This is a genomic window from Bacteroides sp. CAG:189 (assembly GCF_000432295.1).
GTDB lineage: Bacteria > Bacteroidota > Bacteroidia > Bacteroidales > Bacteroidaceae > Bacteroides > Bacteroides salyersiae.
Window position 1 is genome coordinate 17485 of record NZ_HF991108.1, and the last position, 16636, is coordinate 34120.

11 protein-coding genes are annotated in these 16636 nt (G+C 38.3%); 7 read left to right on the top strand and 4 right to left on the bottom strand.

Annotated elements, in window-relative coordinates; all coding sequences use genetic code 11:
- From cysD to QVP90_RS14770, 4 genes are all read left to right on the top strand, one after another.
- Window positions 1-790, top strand: a 790-nt coding sequence (gene cysD / locus QVP90_RS14755; protein ID WP_288204658.1) for a sulfate adenylyltransferase subunit CysD, incomplete at its 5' end; no start/stop codon positions are given.
- 28 nt (window positions 791-818) lie between these two features.
- Window positions 819-2249 carry a sulfate adenylyltransferase subunit CysN gene (cysN, locus tag QVP90_RS14760; protein ID WP_005923584.1) on the top strand — a complete coding sequence of 477 codons (1431 nt, stop codon included), beginning with the start codon at window positions 819-821 and terminating at the stop codon, window positions 2247-2249.
- Window positions 2250-2439: 190 nt separating this feature from the next.
- Window positions 2440-3546, top strand: a complete 1107-nt coding sequence (locus QVP90_RS14765; RefSeq protein WP_007480466.1) for a sulfotransferase family protein — start codon at window positions 2440-2442, stop codon at window positions 3544-3546.
- Window positions 3547-3561: 15 nt separating this feature from the next.
- On the top strand, window positions 3562-4527 hold the full coding sequence (locus QVP90_RS14770; RefSeq protein ID WP_005923563.1) for a PCMD domain-containing protein: 966 nt from the start codon (window positions 3562-3564) through the stop codon (window positions 4525-4527).
- 188 nt (window positions 4528-4715) lie between these two features.
- Here the strand turns inward: QVP90_RS14770 and QVP90_RS14775 are convergent, their stop codons facing one another.
- From QVP90_RS14775 to QVP90_RS14790, 4 genes are all read right to left on the bottom strand, one after another.
- A complete protein-coding gene (locus tag QVP90_RS14775) occupies window positions 4716-5921 on the bottom strand; it encodes an OmpA family protein (protein ID WP_007480467.1) in 1206 nt (401 codons plus the stop codon).
- A 65-nt stretch (window positions 5922-5986) separates the two neighbouring features.
- Complete coding sequence (locus QVP90_RS14780) at window positions 5987-6730, bottom strand: YjbH domain-containing protein (protein ID WP_005923557.1); 744 nt, start codon at window positions 6728-6730, stop codon at window positions 5987-5989.
- A 49-nt stretch (window positions 6731-6779) separates the two neighbouring features.
- A complete protein-coding gene (locus tag QVP90_RS14785) occupies window positions 6780-9935 on the bottom strand; it encodes a DUF3869 domain-containing protein (protein ID WP_005923554.1) in 3156 nt (1051 codons plus the stop codon).
- Window positions 9936-9945: 10 nt separating this feature from the next.
- On the bottom strand, window positions 9946-10947 hold the full coding sequence (locus tag QVP90_RS14790; RefSeq protein WP_264381125.1) for a hypothetical protein: 1002 nt from the start codon (window positions 10945-10947) through the stop codon (window positions 9946-9948).
- Between the two features lie 385 nt (window positions 10948-11332).
- Here QVP90_RS14790 and QVP90_RS14795 point away from each other — a divergent pair, with 385 nt between their 5' ends.
- The 3 genes from QVP90_RS14795 to QVP90_RS14805 all read left to right on the top strand — a co-directional run bounded on the left by QVP90_RS14795 (window position 11333) and on the right by QVP90_RS14805 (window position 16624).
- Entirely contained in the window at window positions 11333-12481 is a 1149-nt protein-coding gene (locus tag QVP90_RS14795) for a site-specific integrase (protein ID WP_007480468.1), read from the top strand.
- Window positions 12482-12936: 455 nt separating this feature from the next.
- Window positions 12937-14160, top strand: coding sequence for a hypothetical protein (locus tag QVP90_RS14800; RefSeq protein WP_005923541.1), 1224 nt, complete (start codon window positions 12937-12939; stop codon window positions 14158-14160).
- Between the two features lie 10 nt (window positions 14161-14170).
- Window positions 14171-16624 carry a DUF3869 domain-containing protein gene (locus QVP90_RS14805; protein WP_021936855.1) on the top strand — a complete coding sequence of 818 codons (2454 nt, stop codon included), beginning with the start codon at window positions 14171-14173 and terminating at the stop codon, window positions 16622-16624.
- Window positions 16625-16636: the final 12 nt, after the last annotated feature.

The following is a 16636-nucleotide window of genomic DNA, read 5'->3' on the forward strand; positions in this document are numbered from 1 at the left end:
TTCTGTAATGGTTCGCTTGGCGGAAAAAGCTTTTTATCCGGGGAAAGTTCCGTTTCCTTTGATGCATATCGATTCAAAATGGAAGTTTAAGGAAATGATTCAGTTCCGTGATGAATATGCAAAAAAGTACGGATGGAATCTGATTGTAGAAAGTAACATGGAGGCTTTTCATGCGGGGGTAGGTCCGTTTACTCATGGAAGTAAGGTACATACCGATCTGATGAAGACCCAAGCTCTGCTACATGCTCTCGATAAATATAAATTTGATGCGGCTTTTGGCGGGGGCCGCCGCGACGAGGAAAAATCCCGTGCAAAGGAGCGTATTTTTTCTTTTCGGGATAAATTCCATCAATGGGATCCTAAAAACCAACGTCCTGAATTGTGGGATATCTACAATGCCCGTGTACATAAAGGGGAGAGTATCCGTGTTTTCCCATTGAGTAACTGGACGGAATTGGATATCTGGCAATACATCCGTCTTGAAAATATACCTATCGTACCGCTTTATTATGCCAAAGAACGTCCGTGTGTAGAGATAGACGGTAATTTGATAATGGCCGATGATGATCGTCTGCCGGAAAAATATCGCGATCAGATTCAGATGCGTATGGTACGTTTTCGCACATTGGGCTGCTGGCCGTTGACAGGTGCAGTAGAAAGTGAAGCCGATACGATCGAAAAGATTGTAGAAGAGATGATGACCACTACGAAGAGTGAGCGTACGACACGTGTGATCGACTTCGACCAGGATGCGAGTATGGAACAGAAGAAACGTGAAGGTTACTTCTAAATTAAAAATTGAAAATTAGAAATTAAAGATGGGAACTACTTTAGATATAAAAGCATTTCTGGATAAAGACGAACAGAAAGATTTACTCCGTCTTCTGACGGCAGGTTCGGTAGATGATGGAAAATCCACTTTGATTGGCCGTCTGTTGTTTGATAGCAAGAAGTTGTACGAAGATCAGCTGGATGCTTTGGAACGTGACAGCAAACGCATGGGAAATGCCGGCGAGCATATTGATTATGCTTTATTGCTGGATGGCTTGAAAGCAGAGCGCGAACAAGGCATTACGATTGATGTGGCATACCGATATTTCTCAACCAACAACCGTAAGTTTATCATTGCCGATACTCCGGGACATGAACAATATACGCGTAATATGATTACCGGCGGTTCGACTGCCAATTTAGCTATCATATTGGTCGATGCTCGTACGGGGGTAATTACTCAGACGCGCCGTCACACATTCCTGGTATCGTTGCTGGGTATCAAACATGTTGTGTTGGCCGTGAATAAAATGGATTTAGTGGATTTCTCCGAAGAACGTTTTAATGAGATTGTTTCGGAATATAAGAAGTTCGTAGACCCACTTGGGATTCCCGATGTGAATTGTATTCCTCTTTCTGCATTGGATGGCGATAATGTAGTAGAAAAATCAGAGCGTACTCCTTGGTATAAAGGTATTTCTCTGCTCGATTTTCTTGAGACGGTGCATATCGACAATGATCATAACTTAACAGATTTCCGTTTTCCTGTACAGTACGTACTTCGTCCTAATCTTGATTTTCGTGGATTCTGCGGGAAAGTGGCTTCGGGGGTGGTTCGTAAAGGAGATCAGGTGATGGCGCTTCCCTCCGGAAAAACTTCACGTGTCAAGAGTATTGTGACTTATGATGGTGAATTGGATTATGCATTTCCGCCACAATCCGTTACCTTGACATTGGAAGACGAGATCGATGTGTCGAGAGGGGAAATGTTGGTTCATACGGATAATCTTCCTATTGTAGACCGTAACTTTGAAGCTATGTTGGTATGGATGGATGAGGAACCGATGGATGTAAACAAATCGTTCTTTATCAAGCAGACCACCAATATGAGTCGTACACGTATCGACAGCATCAAATACAAGGTGGATGTGAATACGATGGAACATTCCGCCGTACCGTTTCTGTCATTGAATGAAATCGCCCGTGTGGTATTGACTACTGCCAAAGAGCTGTTCTTTGATCCGTATCAGAAAAATAAATCGTGCGGTTCCTTTATTCTTATCGATCCGATAACTAATAATACCAGTGCTGTCGGCATGATTATCGACCGGGTCGAGGTGAAAGACATGAATACGACAGATGATATTCCTGTGCTCGATCTTCCGAAACTCGGTATTGCGCCGGAACATTATGAGTCGATAGAAAAGGCGGTGAAAGAATTGGAACGCCAGGGAATTGCAGTGAAAATTATTAAATAATTATTCAATGTGCCAATATGCCAATGGGGCATTGGTTATTCGGTATAATAGCGGGCAATTGACACACTTGACACATTGGTATTTGGCATAATGGTATAGCGATTGCCGTATGGGAATTCGTTGTAATAGCGCAGCCAATTGGCATATTGGCACATTAGCATATTGAAAAATTATTAATTATATTATTAAGATGGGATTACTTGAATTCAATAAACTTCCGATAAATACTTTGGTAGGGGCTGACTGGAAAACTTTTAAAGCCATTACAGGCGGTAGAGATATCGACGCTGCTTATAAAGGAAAATATCGTTTGACAAAGGCTGTATGCCGTTTGCTCTCTACATTGGCTCCTTTGCAAGACAGTCGCTATAATAAGCTTCTGGCAGATAAACCATTGGAGCACGATCCGGTATTCATTTTAGGGCACTGGCGTAGCGGTACGACATTCGTGCACAATGTTTTTTCTTGTGACAAGCATTTTGGGTATAATACAACTTATCAGACTGTTTTTCCTCATCTGATGATGTGGGGGCAACCTTTCTTTAAAAAGAATATGAGTTGGCTGATGCCGGATAAACGTCCGACTGATAATATGGAATTGGCTGTAGATTTACCGCAGGAAGAAGAATTTGCGTTGGCAAACATGATGCCGTATACTTATTATAATTTTTGGTTCTTGCCTAAGTATCAGCAGGAGTATGCCGATAAATATTTGCTGTTTGATGATATTTCCGAAGCGGAGTTAAAGGTCTTTGAAGAAACTTTCACTAAGTTGATAAAAATATCATTGTGGAATACACAGGGAACTCAATTCTTGAGTAAAAATCCGCCTCATACCGGGCGTGTGAAAGAACTCGTGAAAATGTTCCCAAACGCAAAATTCATTTATCTGATGCGTAATCCGTATACGGTTTTTGAATCTACACGAAGCTTTTTTACGAATACGATTCAGCCGTTGAAGCTCGAAGATATCAGTAATGAAGAGATTGAAAAGAATATTCTGTCCATCTATGCCAAGTTATATCATAAATATGAAGCCGATAAACAATTTATTCCGGAAGGAAACCTGATGGAAGTGAAGTTTGAGGATTTTGAAGCGGATGCTATGGCAATGACGGAAAATATATACCAAAAACTTTCTATTCCCGGTTTTGAAGAGGCACGTGAGGCCATAGAGAAATATGTAGGCGGTAAGAAAGGGTATAAAAAGAATAAATATAAGTATGACGACCGTACTGTTCAGTTGGTAGAGGCCAATTGGGATTTTGCTTTGAAACAGTGGGGATATAGTCTTTAAAAGAAAGGAGAAACGATGATGAGGAATGCATGTCGCCATTTGTTAGCAACAGGTTTTGCTGCACTATGCTCAACGGCTGCCATAGCGCAGCATAAAGTCGAAATGCTCCCGTTTGGGGATATGGATCAGTGGGTTAATAGAGAAATTAAGGAATCCGGTATAATTGGCGGCCATACTAAAAATGTATATGCCGTAGGTCCTACTCAGACGATTACCGGTGCGAAAGCCTATAAAAATTTAGGTGGTTCTCCGTGGGCTACTTCCAATGTATTGGCTAAAGTTGCCGGTGTGGTTAAGACCAATACTTCTGTGTTTCCGGAAGAACGGGGCGATGGTTATTGTGCTCGCTTGGATACCCGTATGGAAAGCGTGAAAGTGTTTGGCTTGGTAGATATTACGGTGCTTGCAGCCGGCTCTATGTTTCTTGGGTCTGTTCATGAACCGATTAAGGGGACTAAGAATCCCAACAAGATGCTGGAAATGGGAATACCGTTTACAAAGCGTCCGATTGCCCTTCAGTTTGATTATAAAGTGAAAATGTCCGATCGGGAGAATCGAATCCGTGCAACCGGATTTAGTAAGATTACAGATGTTGCAGGAAAAGATTTTCCGGCTGCTATTTTATTGCTTCAGAAAAGGTGGGAAGATGCAGACGGTAATATTTTTGCGAAACGTGTTGGTACGATGGTAGTACGGTATTATACGACAACCGATTGGCACAATAATGCTACTTATGAGATCCTTTATGGTGATATAACCGGTAATCCGGCGTATAAGGCACATATGATGCGTTTACAAGTTGAAGAACGTTATGCGCTTAACAGTAAAGGTGAAAGCGTTCCCGTTCACGAAGTTGCTTGGGGGGAAGAAGGAGATGAACCGACTCATATGGTGCTCCAATTTACTTCCAGCCACGGTGGTGCTTATATCGGATCTCCCGGTAATACATTCTGGGTGGATAACGTGAAGCTGATCTACTGATAAGTATAAAAGGTATATATAATAAAGGAAGCGAGTTGTAATCGGTTAGATTGCAGTTCGCTTTTTTGTATCTTGTCACATATCTGTTTCTGTTGTTTTTAAGATATTCTTATGTCATGAGTAAAAGTATAAAAAAATAAGGTGTCCGATTGGAACGAACACCTTATCTCTATTTTTTATTTTTGCTGTCATTCCATAATAACTACACGGTTCAGTGAGTCTTTATCAAACATATTGGGAGTTCCGCCATTTCCGATCAGTTCAAGTTGTTTTTTGTCTACACCTTCTTTAATAAAGGCGTCGTAAACAGCTTGGGCACGTTTTTCAGACAATTCCTGGTTCCATTTAACACTGCCTGTAGCCTGATCGCAATAACCTGCGATTTTGTACTTCTTATCGGGATTAGCTTTCAGTATCTTGGCTGCTAATTGAATATTAACCATGCCATAGTCGTCAATCTTAGCACTACCTATTTTGAAGAAAATAGCACGTGGACCAGCAACTTGCACCTCTTTTACTACCTCTTGAGTTACAGGACGAGCATTGACCATAGCATTCTTTGTATCAGCTAAATCAGTTTGTGCCTGAGCTAATTCATTACGATATTTGTTTAATTCGTCGTTAATAGCGCTTTGGTCAATTTTAGAATTACAAGATACAAATTTTTTGCCACCAAACGTATAAGTTGCACCGGCTGTCAAGTGAATATATCCGTCTGTTTTACCACTGCTGTATGCACCCAGAATGGAAGGGGTAACCTGTCCGCGAGCTTCTATATCGATGGCCCATTTCGGATTGATATTGAATTTTGCCCCCAAGCCAAGACTTGCACCGACCAGGCAACGGACCTCATGATCTTTTGGAGTACTTTTTTCAGGAACAAGAACACCCTTGACGTATGTCTGTCCGTTTTCCACTACCTTTTCAGAATTGTAGAATGCATCCCATCCTTTGAAATTTTTCACTACATTCATAGAAGGACCGATGAAGAAATTCAGTTCAAACACGCGTCCCGGTTTATAACCACAGAACAAGTTTGTCAGATTCATCATACCATCCAAATTAATGCCGAAGTAATTTTCTTCTCTTTTTACTTCGGGAGCATTAACGCTCTCAAATGGATAGTTGGTAGTCATTTTGGAGTTCCATCCATATACTTGGCCACGGAATCCCCAGACTGGAGTAACGAACTTACCCACTGATACATTAATCAGTGGTGTCAAATTTTTGCCGAATTTACTATCCGGATTGGTAGTTCCTTGTACTCCTGCACCCACACTGATAAAGATATTATCCTTCCAACTTTCACTGTAGGATTTCTCTTTAGTTTGTGCAGAAACAACAGTTGTAGTTCCAGCCAATAATAAAGATAATAATACTAATTTATTTTTCATTGTTTTTCTTTTTTATATTCAACTCTTTTTATTCATATTCGCTATTTTATTCTCCCAGCATCTTTTTATTTCAAGCAAAACCTGAACATTAATCCACCGGTGAAATATTTCATTTTCTGTAATTCCACCTGCGCATGCAAATGGTTGAACAGCAAATAAGTGGCACCTAACGCAAAATCTTTCGAATCATATTCGGCTATCAATCGTAATTGTGGATGAAAAGACGGATTATAACTAATCCCGGCAGCAACACCATTCAATCTATAATCTTTTCTTCGATTATATAAATAGGAGAGGTGTATGCCTATCGTCTCTTTTTTTATATCCACATGCTTGGAAGCAGCAATATAGAAACGACTGTAATATCCGTTTCCCCGTTCTGAAGCGATTACATCTCCCGAGGATGTGAATGGGTCGGATGTTCCCAGCACAACCGCCGGCATGTATTTCCAAAACTGTCCCTCTTTCAATGCTCGCAAACGAACCGAAAAATACCGGTCTTGATTCGTAAAGCCTGTGTAACCATAGGGCTTTAAGCCTAACGCTTCGGCCTTAAAAAGCGTACAGGTGTATGCTACTTCCAGCCATGGCATAATGGTTACATTCAGGTAATAATTGTACGTATGGTAATACCATGTAGGAGGAGTTATCTCCTTATTCAAAAAGTTAGCACCCAGCATCACCGTCTTATCTTTCTGCATTTCTGCTGAAGGAGTATGCAGCAATCCCGTAGTACCATAAGTCAATTGAGCCGAAAGCATAAATGTACAGCATAAAAACAGACAGCTAACTATAATTCGTTTTTGCATCTTGTTTCCTTTTACTTTAATCTATACTTTCGGTTCAATGATTCAATATTTATTCGCTAACAATAATACCACCACCGGCATTTAAGTCATCACCGTGTCCATGACCATGGCCATGACCGATAGGTAATGTTTTTGCTGTAACCTCGTGGCCCGATACTGATTTAACGATTACTTCAACTGTCTTACCATTCAATATAAATTTATAAGTAGTAATGGTATATACAGTTTTTACTTGAATTGATTCTACATAAGTAAAAGGATCAACGGTAAATGTTAACTCTTTGTCTTCTTTTTTAAACTCACTGTTTATAGGCTCTCCTCTGGAAGTAAATATATTTTCAATGGTTGATTTTACTATGCTTTGAGCATTTTCATTTTTAAATACTTTAGCTATAGATTCTTCCAAAGATTGATAGATAGCCCCTGTAGGTGCGTCTTTGAATGTGATTTTCAAATTTTGCGTTTGATCTGTGTTGTTCTGCTGGTTAACTTCCTTAGTATATGAGTTTCCATATTCATTTTCACCAGAAGTACCATCATCAAGTGTCCCTACAACAGCTGCACGGAATTGTGAGAAGTGCGATACTAACATTGTATATTCCTTTTTGTCGGTAACAACTTCGTCATTATCATTGTTTCCACTAACTCCCCAAAGACCTGTAACTTTGTCTTTGTATTCAAGCTGCAATGAACCTAATTCTCCTTCATATGGGTCAGCAAATGTGACTTTAAGCGGGTTTCCTACGAACATAGCACCATCCGGATTACCGTAGAAACTACGTAAAACTTTGGGCTGAGTACCTTCTGCATCCAGATTTCCCGTAGGGGCCTTTTCTTCTTTTACATCTCTGGTCAATATAATCGGTGATATTAACGGAGTTCCTTCAGATGTCTGGATTGTTGTTCCTTTTTCAATCACAATGACAGTTTTGTCTTCTGGAGTTCCATTGCCGTTCATTACAGTCGTTTTTTCGGCTTCAACCTTACCGGTTTCGGGATCTACATCCGGAGTAACTTGACCTTGTTCACCATCGCCTGGTTCGGTTGTTTCATTTATAACAATGATACCATCCTTATTTGCTGTGAATGGGATAGAAATGTTCTTATTGATTGCTGTAGTACCTTTAGCAGGATCGTATACAAATGTTACAGGCATTTCTATAGGAGCCAAAGGTTCTCCTTTTGAGTTAATCTTGGATACCTTTGCAGTTATTAGCCATTGTTTCAGATTGCTGGCTTTAGCTTTATTTGCCGGTATTTCTATTTCAAATGAGAAATGATTTGTGTTGTATACGGCAGTACTTGGATCATTAAGTTTGATAGATTGGGCCATAACCATGTTGCCAAGTGCATCAACTACTTCACCCATTAATATGACTTTTGTAGGTTCATCTTCTTTAGTGGGCTCTTTTTGCAAATATACTATAATTGTTTGTGCTGCTATACCACTTTCGTTTTTCATGGCTGGCAGTTCAATAGTCACTTGTCCTGTATAGTATTTGTCTGCTGTGGCAGTCAAAGTGTAAGTTCCGTGAGCAATTGATGATGCAGTAGACCCTGGATTTCCATTAAAATTAAATGTGACACCGCTTATCTCTACTTTTGTATCAATGTCAAAAGCCTTGAATGTTAAATTATAAACAACATCTTTAAGCTCTGCCGGTTTATCACTTTCGAATACAATTGTTATTATTTGGTTTCCGCAATTAGGAACAGTGTATCCTTCTGTGATAATGTCTTTTGTACCTTTGGTGGCTTTTATTTTATATTTTCCTTCGTCTTCATTATTTATAGTGAATGTGAAACTTGCAGATTTGGTAATCGTTTTAACGGCTGTTGTTGTCCCTTCTTTGAAAAGTTCAATCTTATCGGCCATTACAGCGTTGCCATTGTCATTGATTATGGTACCTGACAAAGTTGTGAATGTTTCTTTTGAATCTACCGGAGTCAGTGAGATTACAATCGTTTTCTTGATGAAATCATTCTCCGTGGCTGATTCTGCTACTTCCTCAAGGGTAATATGGGTAACATTTGATTTGAATTTATCTGTTGTTGTGGTGGTTGTAATGGCATATTCACCAGGGGTAAATTTGCCTTCTGCCGGATTACTGGTGATTCCCTCAGTTTCTTTGTTTATAGATTCACCTGTAAGTGCATTTTTATAAACATACGTCAACATGTAATTTCTTGGGTATGTAGGTGCTATTGGCTTTTGGGCTATGATTGTAATATTTTGATTACCACAAGCAGGAATACTGTAAATACCGGATATAACAGGAGTCAAATTTCCTACAGTAACCTGAATTTTATATTCACCCTTTTCTTTGTCATTTACAGTAAATACAAAGTTAGCACTATTTGTAATCGTTTTTTCGTTTACCACTGTACCATCTTTCAGTAATTCAATTTTGTCAGCCAACAGGGAATTACCATCTTTGTCAACAACAACACCAGCTAATGTTGTATAAGTATCTTCTTTATCAGGATCTGCCGGAGTAATAAGAAGTTCTACGATTTTGTTTATGTAGTCGTCTTTTGTTTCTGATTCTACATAAGGTAGAGAAAGCAATGTGACACTTGATTTAAATGCTTTTTCAATAGCTTGAGTTCTGATGGTGTAATTGCCGGATGCTAATCCGTTATAATTCGTTACGGCAGTTCCATCAGCCGATTTTATAGTCATTCCCATTTGGTCACTTATATCCGATGCTATTTCTTCTCCAGTAACAGCATTTTTATAAATAAACGTCAAATTGTATGGTCTCGGATACATAGAAACATTTTTCTTCATTATTACATCCACAGGATAAACTGCATTTCCGTTTTCTATTTTGTTCAACACAACAGTCCGTACAATGGCTTTTCCACCGTTGTATGTTTCATCATTTGCTTTGAAGGACAGGCTAACGGTTTTAGTTTCTTCATTGAACTCGGCGATCTTTATGCTATAAGAACCATCAAAAGACAGAGTTTGAGACGTTCCATCAGTATAGGTTACATTTCCTTGAATATTCTCTCCAGTTTCAGCATCTGTTACAACTCCTGATATTACATAAACAGGGGTTAGGGGATTACTGTTTCCTCCGGGAGAATTTGCATCCAAGCCGTCATCCTTATAACATCCGGTCATGAAGGCCCCGGATATAGCCAAAGTGAGTAATGCTATTTTTGCACTAAGCTCACTTAACAAACTTTTCTTTTTCATCTCAATAAAATTAAAAATTTAGTAATTCTGATTTAATAAAATATGGATTAAAACTATTATTTTGCATTATGTTTTCGCTTGGATTCGTACGGTATCCCATGTAGTAATATCGTTCATTTCCTGCGTTGTAAGCTATCCCCATGTTGTGGGATGTAATACGCGGGATATATCCTCTCCTCTTATATTTATAAGGAGGCAATGCTACTTGAAAACGAAAGCCACCATTCGATTTTGCCCCTTTTGCTTTCATGGCGTAAAAACCGATAGAAGTATAACGGAAATGTCTGATCACATCCAACCGCATGCCTTTTTCGCCTAATAAATATTGTTCAGCCTTTAATGTAGTCTGAATATTGTATTCCGGCCAATAAAAACTCCCTCCGATGCTCCAAGTAATCCTTCGTTTTGTGCCATAGGTACAGCTAAAACCGTCCCAATAATAAGTTCCGGTAACACCCAATCTGGCTTCTATACTGAAGTGTTCGTTTTTAAATGGATGAAATAATTTCAAATCACCTCCGTACCGGTCTCCGTTAAATGCTCCTACTGTCAATGTCCCCCATATATTATAAGGTAGGCGTACCGTTTGTTGTAGCGTTAGAAATCCCGGATGGATTTTTCCCAAGCGATTTCCATAGCCATCATTGTATACCGGAAACACCATCTGTGCTGTTAATTTCATTCCTTTCCAAAAAGAAACTTCTATGGCCGGTGACAGATTAAGTAATACTTGGTATATTTGTGTAATTACCAGGTTTTTAAGTGAAAGTTCCGGGTATACAGTGATATCTACTTTGAATAGCGAACTGTTTTTTCTCTTTTCTCTGATTGCTTGCTTCCAATTCTTACCTAAGTTGTAACTTACCTCCCAGTCTTGACGGTTGACATTAGATGTACTATCTTCGCTAATTGGTTGATAGTAAAGGGAAATCTGTGGAATGTTGTTGTCTAATATGATTAGCCGGCATGGCTTTTTCTCCGGATATGGGAATAACGATATAAAAGAAGAAATTTTACGAAACTAAACTGTTATATAACTGAATATTAAATGTTCATCAGGTAAAAAATAAAAAAGAATAAAAAGTGCGTTTATTACCTATAATAACGTTATATTTGTTACCAATTTGATATTTCTATTTTTATGGTAAAAGAGGAATTTTTTTCTACACTTGATTTATTTAAAAAAGGAATAGCAAAAACAAATGGCGACGCACAATACATTACAGGGCACTTTGAATAAATTATTCATTGTATTTTAACCGAAAGAGCATTTTTTATTTTCTTGAAAATAATAAAAGCCGGTAACACTTTCTTAATCATCCACGACACAGGATGTTACTGACTTGTTACTCCCTATGTAGAGCTGTATGCATTAATTACATGGAAAGGATTCTAAAATGAAAAAAGAAATTAAAATAAAAGAGCCGATAAGGCTTCGGACAAAAGAATTGCTAAACGGATGTTATTCTCTTTACCTCGACATCTACATAAATGGAAAGAGAAAATATGAATTTTTAAAACTTTATATAATCCCCGAACGCAGTAAAGTCGATAAAGAAAGAAATGCAGAAACATTAAGGTTAGCTAATGCTATCAAAGCTGAAAAAATCGTAGCATTACAAAACGGTAAATATGGCTTTAATTTGAATAAGAAGAGGTTAAACATATCACTCACAGATTATATCCAGTATCTGGCACACAGAGACTCTGTAAAAAAATCAAAGAAAACGTTGATGAATACGTTGATTTATCATCTTCAACGATATGACAAAAAAGGTATTTTATTAAAAAACATAGATAAGGAATATATTTTAAAATTTATAAAATACTTAAGTACAGCTAATCAAGAACATAGCAGAAAAGAAAAGAAAATTAGCGCCAACACACAAGTCTGTTATTTTAAAGAGCTGAATTACTGTCTAAACTATGCTGTTGTTGAAGATATTTTGCCCTTAAATCCTATGAACAAGATAAGAAATGAAGACAAACCTAAAAGAAAAAAGACAGAACGGGAGTTCCTGACCATTGAAGAACTTAAAGCCCTGTCTCAAACGGATTTCTACAATAAAACACTGAAACAGGCCTTTCTTTTCAGTTGCTTTTGCGGGTTAAGGCATTGTGATATTGTTGCTCTGACGTGGGGGAATCTTAAAAGAGATAATATGGGTAAAACCCAGCTACATATAGTGCAACAAAAGACCCAAGAAGTTATTTCTTTACCTCTTAGCAAAGAGGCTTTAAAACAGTTACCCAAACGCAATGGCGCATTAGATACAGATATTATTTTCCATGACTTGATATCATTGGGAAGGACAAATGAGATCTTATCGCGTTGGGCCCAAGCTGCCGGTATCAATAAACATATAACCTTTCATGTGGCAAGGCATACACATGCAACAATGATGATTACATTGGGAGCAGATCTTTATACAGTTTCTAAACTGTTGGGACATACAAATATTCAAACAACTCAAATCTATGCAAAGATTGTCGACGAAACCAAAAGCAAAGCAATTGATTTAATACCCGATCTGACACAAGTCTGATAATCAATATATCGCGATAATTGTTATTTTTACGGCCCAAAGTGTGTACCTTTGTATATATAAAGTACGTATTTAATTTTTAGCTAAATATGTATTTTGTATCTCAAAAGTACATATTTTTAATTTTAATCCGCAATTGCTTTCCTTATGCAATAATATTTCACAACATATTACAATTAATCTCTGTTTTAGCTAAAGATCGAAAATGGAATAAAATATTTTTTCGTTTCCAGTTGTATTTTGGTATTAAAAAAGTCATTTATCGAATATTTTGCAATGTTAAGTGGCTTGTTTTTCAAATTAGAGCAATATGGATAAAAAAAAATGATACAATATTTTAATTTTTAGTGTAAGATTCTTTGCTATTATTAAAAATGTCTCTATTTTTGTAACGTGTTTTGCAACATTGCAAGTGATAAGTGAAAATAAAAGGATGAGGATATAGGATCTCTTACATGAATACAAACTTGATACATAACAATATAACGCGTTATATAGCGATCTTTCTTTTCTGTTTGCTTCCCTTAAAAGGTGTGTGTCAGACAGGTGAAGAGACTGTTGATGTATTAGTTGGTATGGGATTTGAAAACGTGGGTTGGCATGAGAACGATAAAGAACGTGTGTATGTTATGGAAAATGCTGCATATCGTTTAAATGGGGTAGGACTCGGTAAAGCTGTTGATGTTGTTCAAAGGATGGGTTTACCGGAGAAAAAGCCATGTCGAATAATTATACTTGACAATAATGTACCTCAAATTTCTCTTTATTATCAACCCGTTATCGGTGACAGTATCCCCGAAGTCAATCGCCAGGATTGGGTAGTGAGCTATAATCTTGGAGATAACTGGAGGAAACTAATCAAAGGTAATGGCTTGAATAGTTCTCTATTTAAGGTAGATGTTGTGGTCTATCCCGAATTGTCATTGAAAAACTTAGTATTAACGCAAATATACCAAGTTTTGTTCAATTTATCACCAGCTATTGAAGTTTCTTTTTGGAAAGGGATGAAATTAACGGCTCAGATGGTGTTTCCGGTATACAATGATGGTTATGGTGATCGGTTGGGGAAAATCCATCCGGGGTTTCTGACACTACAGCAAACGGTACGGTTGCCTTATAATATATGGGGCACGTTGGAGGTAGGTACTTTCAATGCTGGGCGATATGGAGCGGATTTAAAATTGTTTCATCCATTTAAAAACGAACGTTTCAGTGTAGAGGGTAGGTTGGGGGTAACTGCAGCTTATTATTGGGATGGCTTTGAATTGATATACGGCACCAAGCGGAGGGTGACGTGGAGTGTCGGTGGGAGTTTTTATTGGCCGGAATACAACGTTCAGACCACATTAAAGGCTGAACAATATTTATTAGGTGAAAAAGGCATACGGTTGGATGTGATCAGACATTTCCGTTATGCCTCTATCGGGTTTTATGCCATGAAAGCAGATGGCGTAAAAGCAAATGGTGGTTTTCGTTTTCAAATAGCTTTGCCGCCTTACAGATATAAAAGAAAGGGATATATTCCGCGTGTTACGCCTTCAAAGAATATGGGAATAGCGTATAATGCGGGGAATGAACGATATTATTATCAGGGATACCGGGCGAATCCGGGAGCTAACATTATGCAAGCAAATAGTTTTAATCCATATTTTATTAAATCAGAATTACTAAATTTTTAATTTTATTGAGATGAAAAAGAAAAGTTTTTTAGGTGTTGTGAGTGCAAGGATAGCGCTACTCACTTTAGCTTTGTCCGGGGCGTTAATGACCGGATGTTACAAAGAGGACGGACTGGATGCCAGTAAGCCCGGCGAAACTGTTACACTACCGGATGCTGCTTATACAATTTCAGGATCTGTCACAGATATTGAAACGGGTGATGGTGTTAACTTAACAGCAGTTGAAACAAATGTTGGTACTGCTACTATCTTAGGTGACGGTTCGTATGCTGTAAAAATCAGCAAATTTACTGAGAGTGAGAAAGTGGTGAATTTGATTTTCAAAGCTGAAGGATATAAAGATGCTAAAAGAACTGTATCTGTTGCTAAAATAGAAGATGGGCAAACTGTAGTATATCCTCTGTCGGTTGTTATGAAAAAGGATATTCCTGCAAAAGAATATGTAGACGTTGTATATGATCTTACATTTGCTGTGAAGGATGCACAGACAGGAGCAGTTATTGAAGGTATTACTCCCGAAGTAACTCCTGCAGCGAATAGTGAGGGTAAATATGCAGCAGGTGAATATCTTGTGAAAACTGCTGCTAATGATAAGTATTATTCAAGTGCAACAGTTGTGAGCCTTCCGGCTATGCAGGTAGAAAAAGGTGAAAATAATGTAATCAGCAAGGCTATTGTACTGTTGGTTGAACCGGTTACTATTACGGAACCTGTTTATATCAATATTTCCGGTGCGGTAACAGATAAAAACGGTAAGGCGCTTGAGGCTGACGAAATTGTATTGTATGCAGATGGACAGGTTGCAAAAACTATTTCTGCTGCCAGTGAATTCCGCTTTACTGTGGAAAAGGCTGATGTGACTTATCAGGTTGGTGCTAAAAAAGGGGCTACTGAAATTAAATCGGCTGAGATTAATGCAGATGGTGGAAATTACGATTGTATATTGGTATTTACTGAAATAGGTGAAGAGGCTACTGTAAAATTGCCTTATGTATTGGATGTAAACGTAGTTGATGCAGATACGAAACTTCCGGTAACTGCCGAGGTGAAAATAAATGGTGCTGCAATTCAGGCTTCTTATGATGCAGGTATTTATACTGTTACTGCAACTGCAACCGGATATCAGAAGGCAGAAGTCAAAGTAGCTTTGGAAGTGGTATATGGCAAGGCCGGTGATAAAGTATATCGTGTGATCGATATTGAAATGGTAAAAGAAGAAAAGCCGGAAATTGAATATGTTAGAATTTACGGTGCAACTGTAGATAAATATGGAGTTTTGGCTGAATCACAAGTAATAAGACTGGAAGGCGCTAATATTCAGCCTGTTTATAATAGTTCTAATTTTGATTTTACAGTTGAAAAAGATGCTGCTTCTTCTTATACCATTTATTCGGAAGTGGTTAACTCGACAGCTACCGGAGTGATTGCAGCAAAGGGAAAAGTTACCATAACGGATGTTACTGCTTATTATCAGGTTTTATCTTACCCATGTAAGGTTGAGAATGGTAAAGAGGTGATCGAAGCCGGTGAGGGCGCTACAGGTACAATAATACCGGATGTTGATTCAAATGGTAAGGTGCTTGAGACTGTATCTAATATTATGGCCGACGGTACTACTGTTACTTTGAAAGAAAATACAGTGATTACTCCGGCAGATGCAACTCTGATTTTGGTTAGAAACTTGGCTGATGAAGCTGCTCCGGGCGATAATGATAAAACAGGAACTACGCCATTGTCAATTCGTAGCTATATCGGTTTGCCTGATGGCCTGGCATTTGCTGGAAATCCGTTGCTTATTAGCTTTGCTGATGATTATAACGGTCAGTTGGGTGATCTTAATCTGGAATATGAAGGAACTGACGGAGTATGGTCTCTTGATCCGAAGGGTGATAAGGGGGTTAAACTGTCAGGTGGTGTTTACACGATGAATATTGAGCACTTCTCTAAATTCCGCGCAGCTATTGATTTAGGTATCTCAGAAGAATCAGGAGTTGTGAAGAGTGATTATACTTCATTCCCTGTAGGACGCATGAATAATAATGATGTAGAAATTGATGTTCATGTGACTTGTACTGGTTTGAAAGCGGGTGTTAAATATGAGAATTATGATCAGTTAGTAGCAGAAGTGAAACAGAAATTCTCTTCTAATGAGAATGCGCAGAATGTAGTGCTTACCGCTATTCAGGATGCTTATGCAGACGTTAAGAAGGAGTTTGAAACGGTAACGCTTGAAGGAGATATTAAAGTTCCGGCATTTACTCTGTTGAACTCTGTTTCTGTTGAAACTAAAGAAGTTACAAAACCTTGTACTGTTACTGTAAACAATATTCAGATCCAATTCAATGTTCTTACAGTTGAATACTTGAAAGTGGTTACTTTGGAGAAAGACATGACACATATCGGTCACAGTCATGGTCATGGCAATGATTTGAATGCCGGAGGCGGTATCATTGTAGGCGAATAATAAGATATACTG

Bases quoted from the DNA above. Each gene is read 5' to 3' on its own strand.
- cysN (WP_005923584.1), top strand. From the start codon at position 819: ATGGGAACTACTTTAGATATAAAAGCATTTCTGGATAAAGACGAACAG.
- QVP90_RS14765 (WP_007480466.1), top strand. From the start codon at position 2,440: ATGGGATTACTTGAATTCAATAAACTTCCGATAAATACTTTGGTAGGG.
- QVP90_RS14770 (WP_005923563.1), top strand. From the start codon at position 3,562: ATGATGAGGAATGCATGTCGCCATTTGTTAGCAACAGGTTTTGCTGCA.
- QVP90_RS14775 (WP_007480467.1), bottom strand. From the start codon at position 5,921: ATGAAAAATAAATTAGTATTATTATCTTTATTATTGGCTGGAACTACA.
- QVP90_RS14780 (WP_005923557.1), bottom strand. From the start codon at position 6,730: ATGCAAAAACGAATTATAGTTAGCTGTCTGTTTTTATGCTGTACATTT.
- QVP90_RS14785 (WP_005923554.1), bottom strand. From the start codon at position 9,935: ATGAAAAAGAAAAGTTTGTTAAGTGAGCTTAGTGCAAAAATAGCATTA.
- QVP90_RS14795 (WP_007480468.1), top strand. From the start codon at position 11,333: ATGAAAAAAGAAATTAAAATAAAAGAGCCGATAAGGCTTCGGACAAAA.
- QVP90_RS14800 (WP_005923541.1), top strand. From the start codon at position 12,937: ATGAATACAAACTTGATACATAACAATATAACGCGTTATATAGCGATC.
- QVP90_RS14805 (WP_021936855.1), top strand. From the start codon at position 14,171: ATGAAAAAGAAAAGTTTTTTAGGTGTTGTGAGTGCAAGGATAGCGCTA.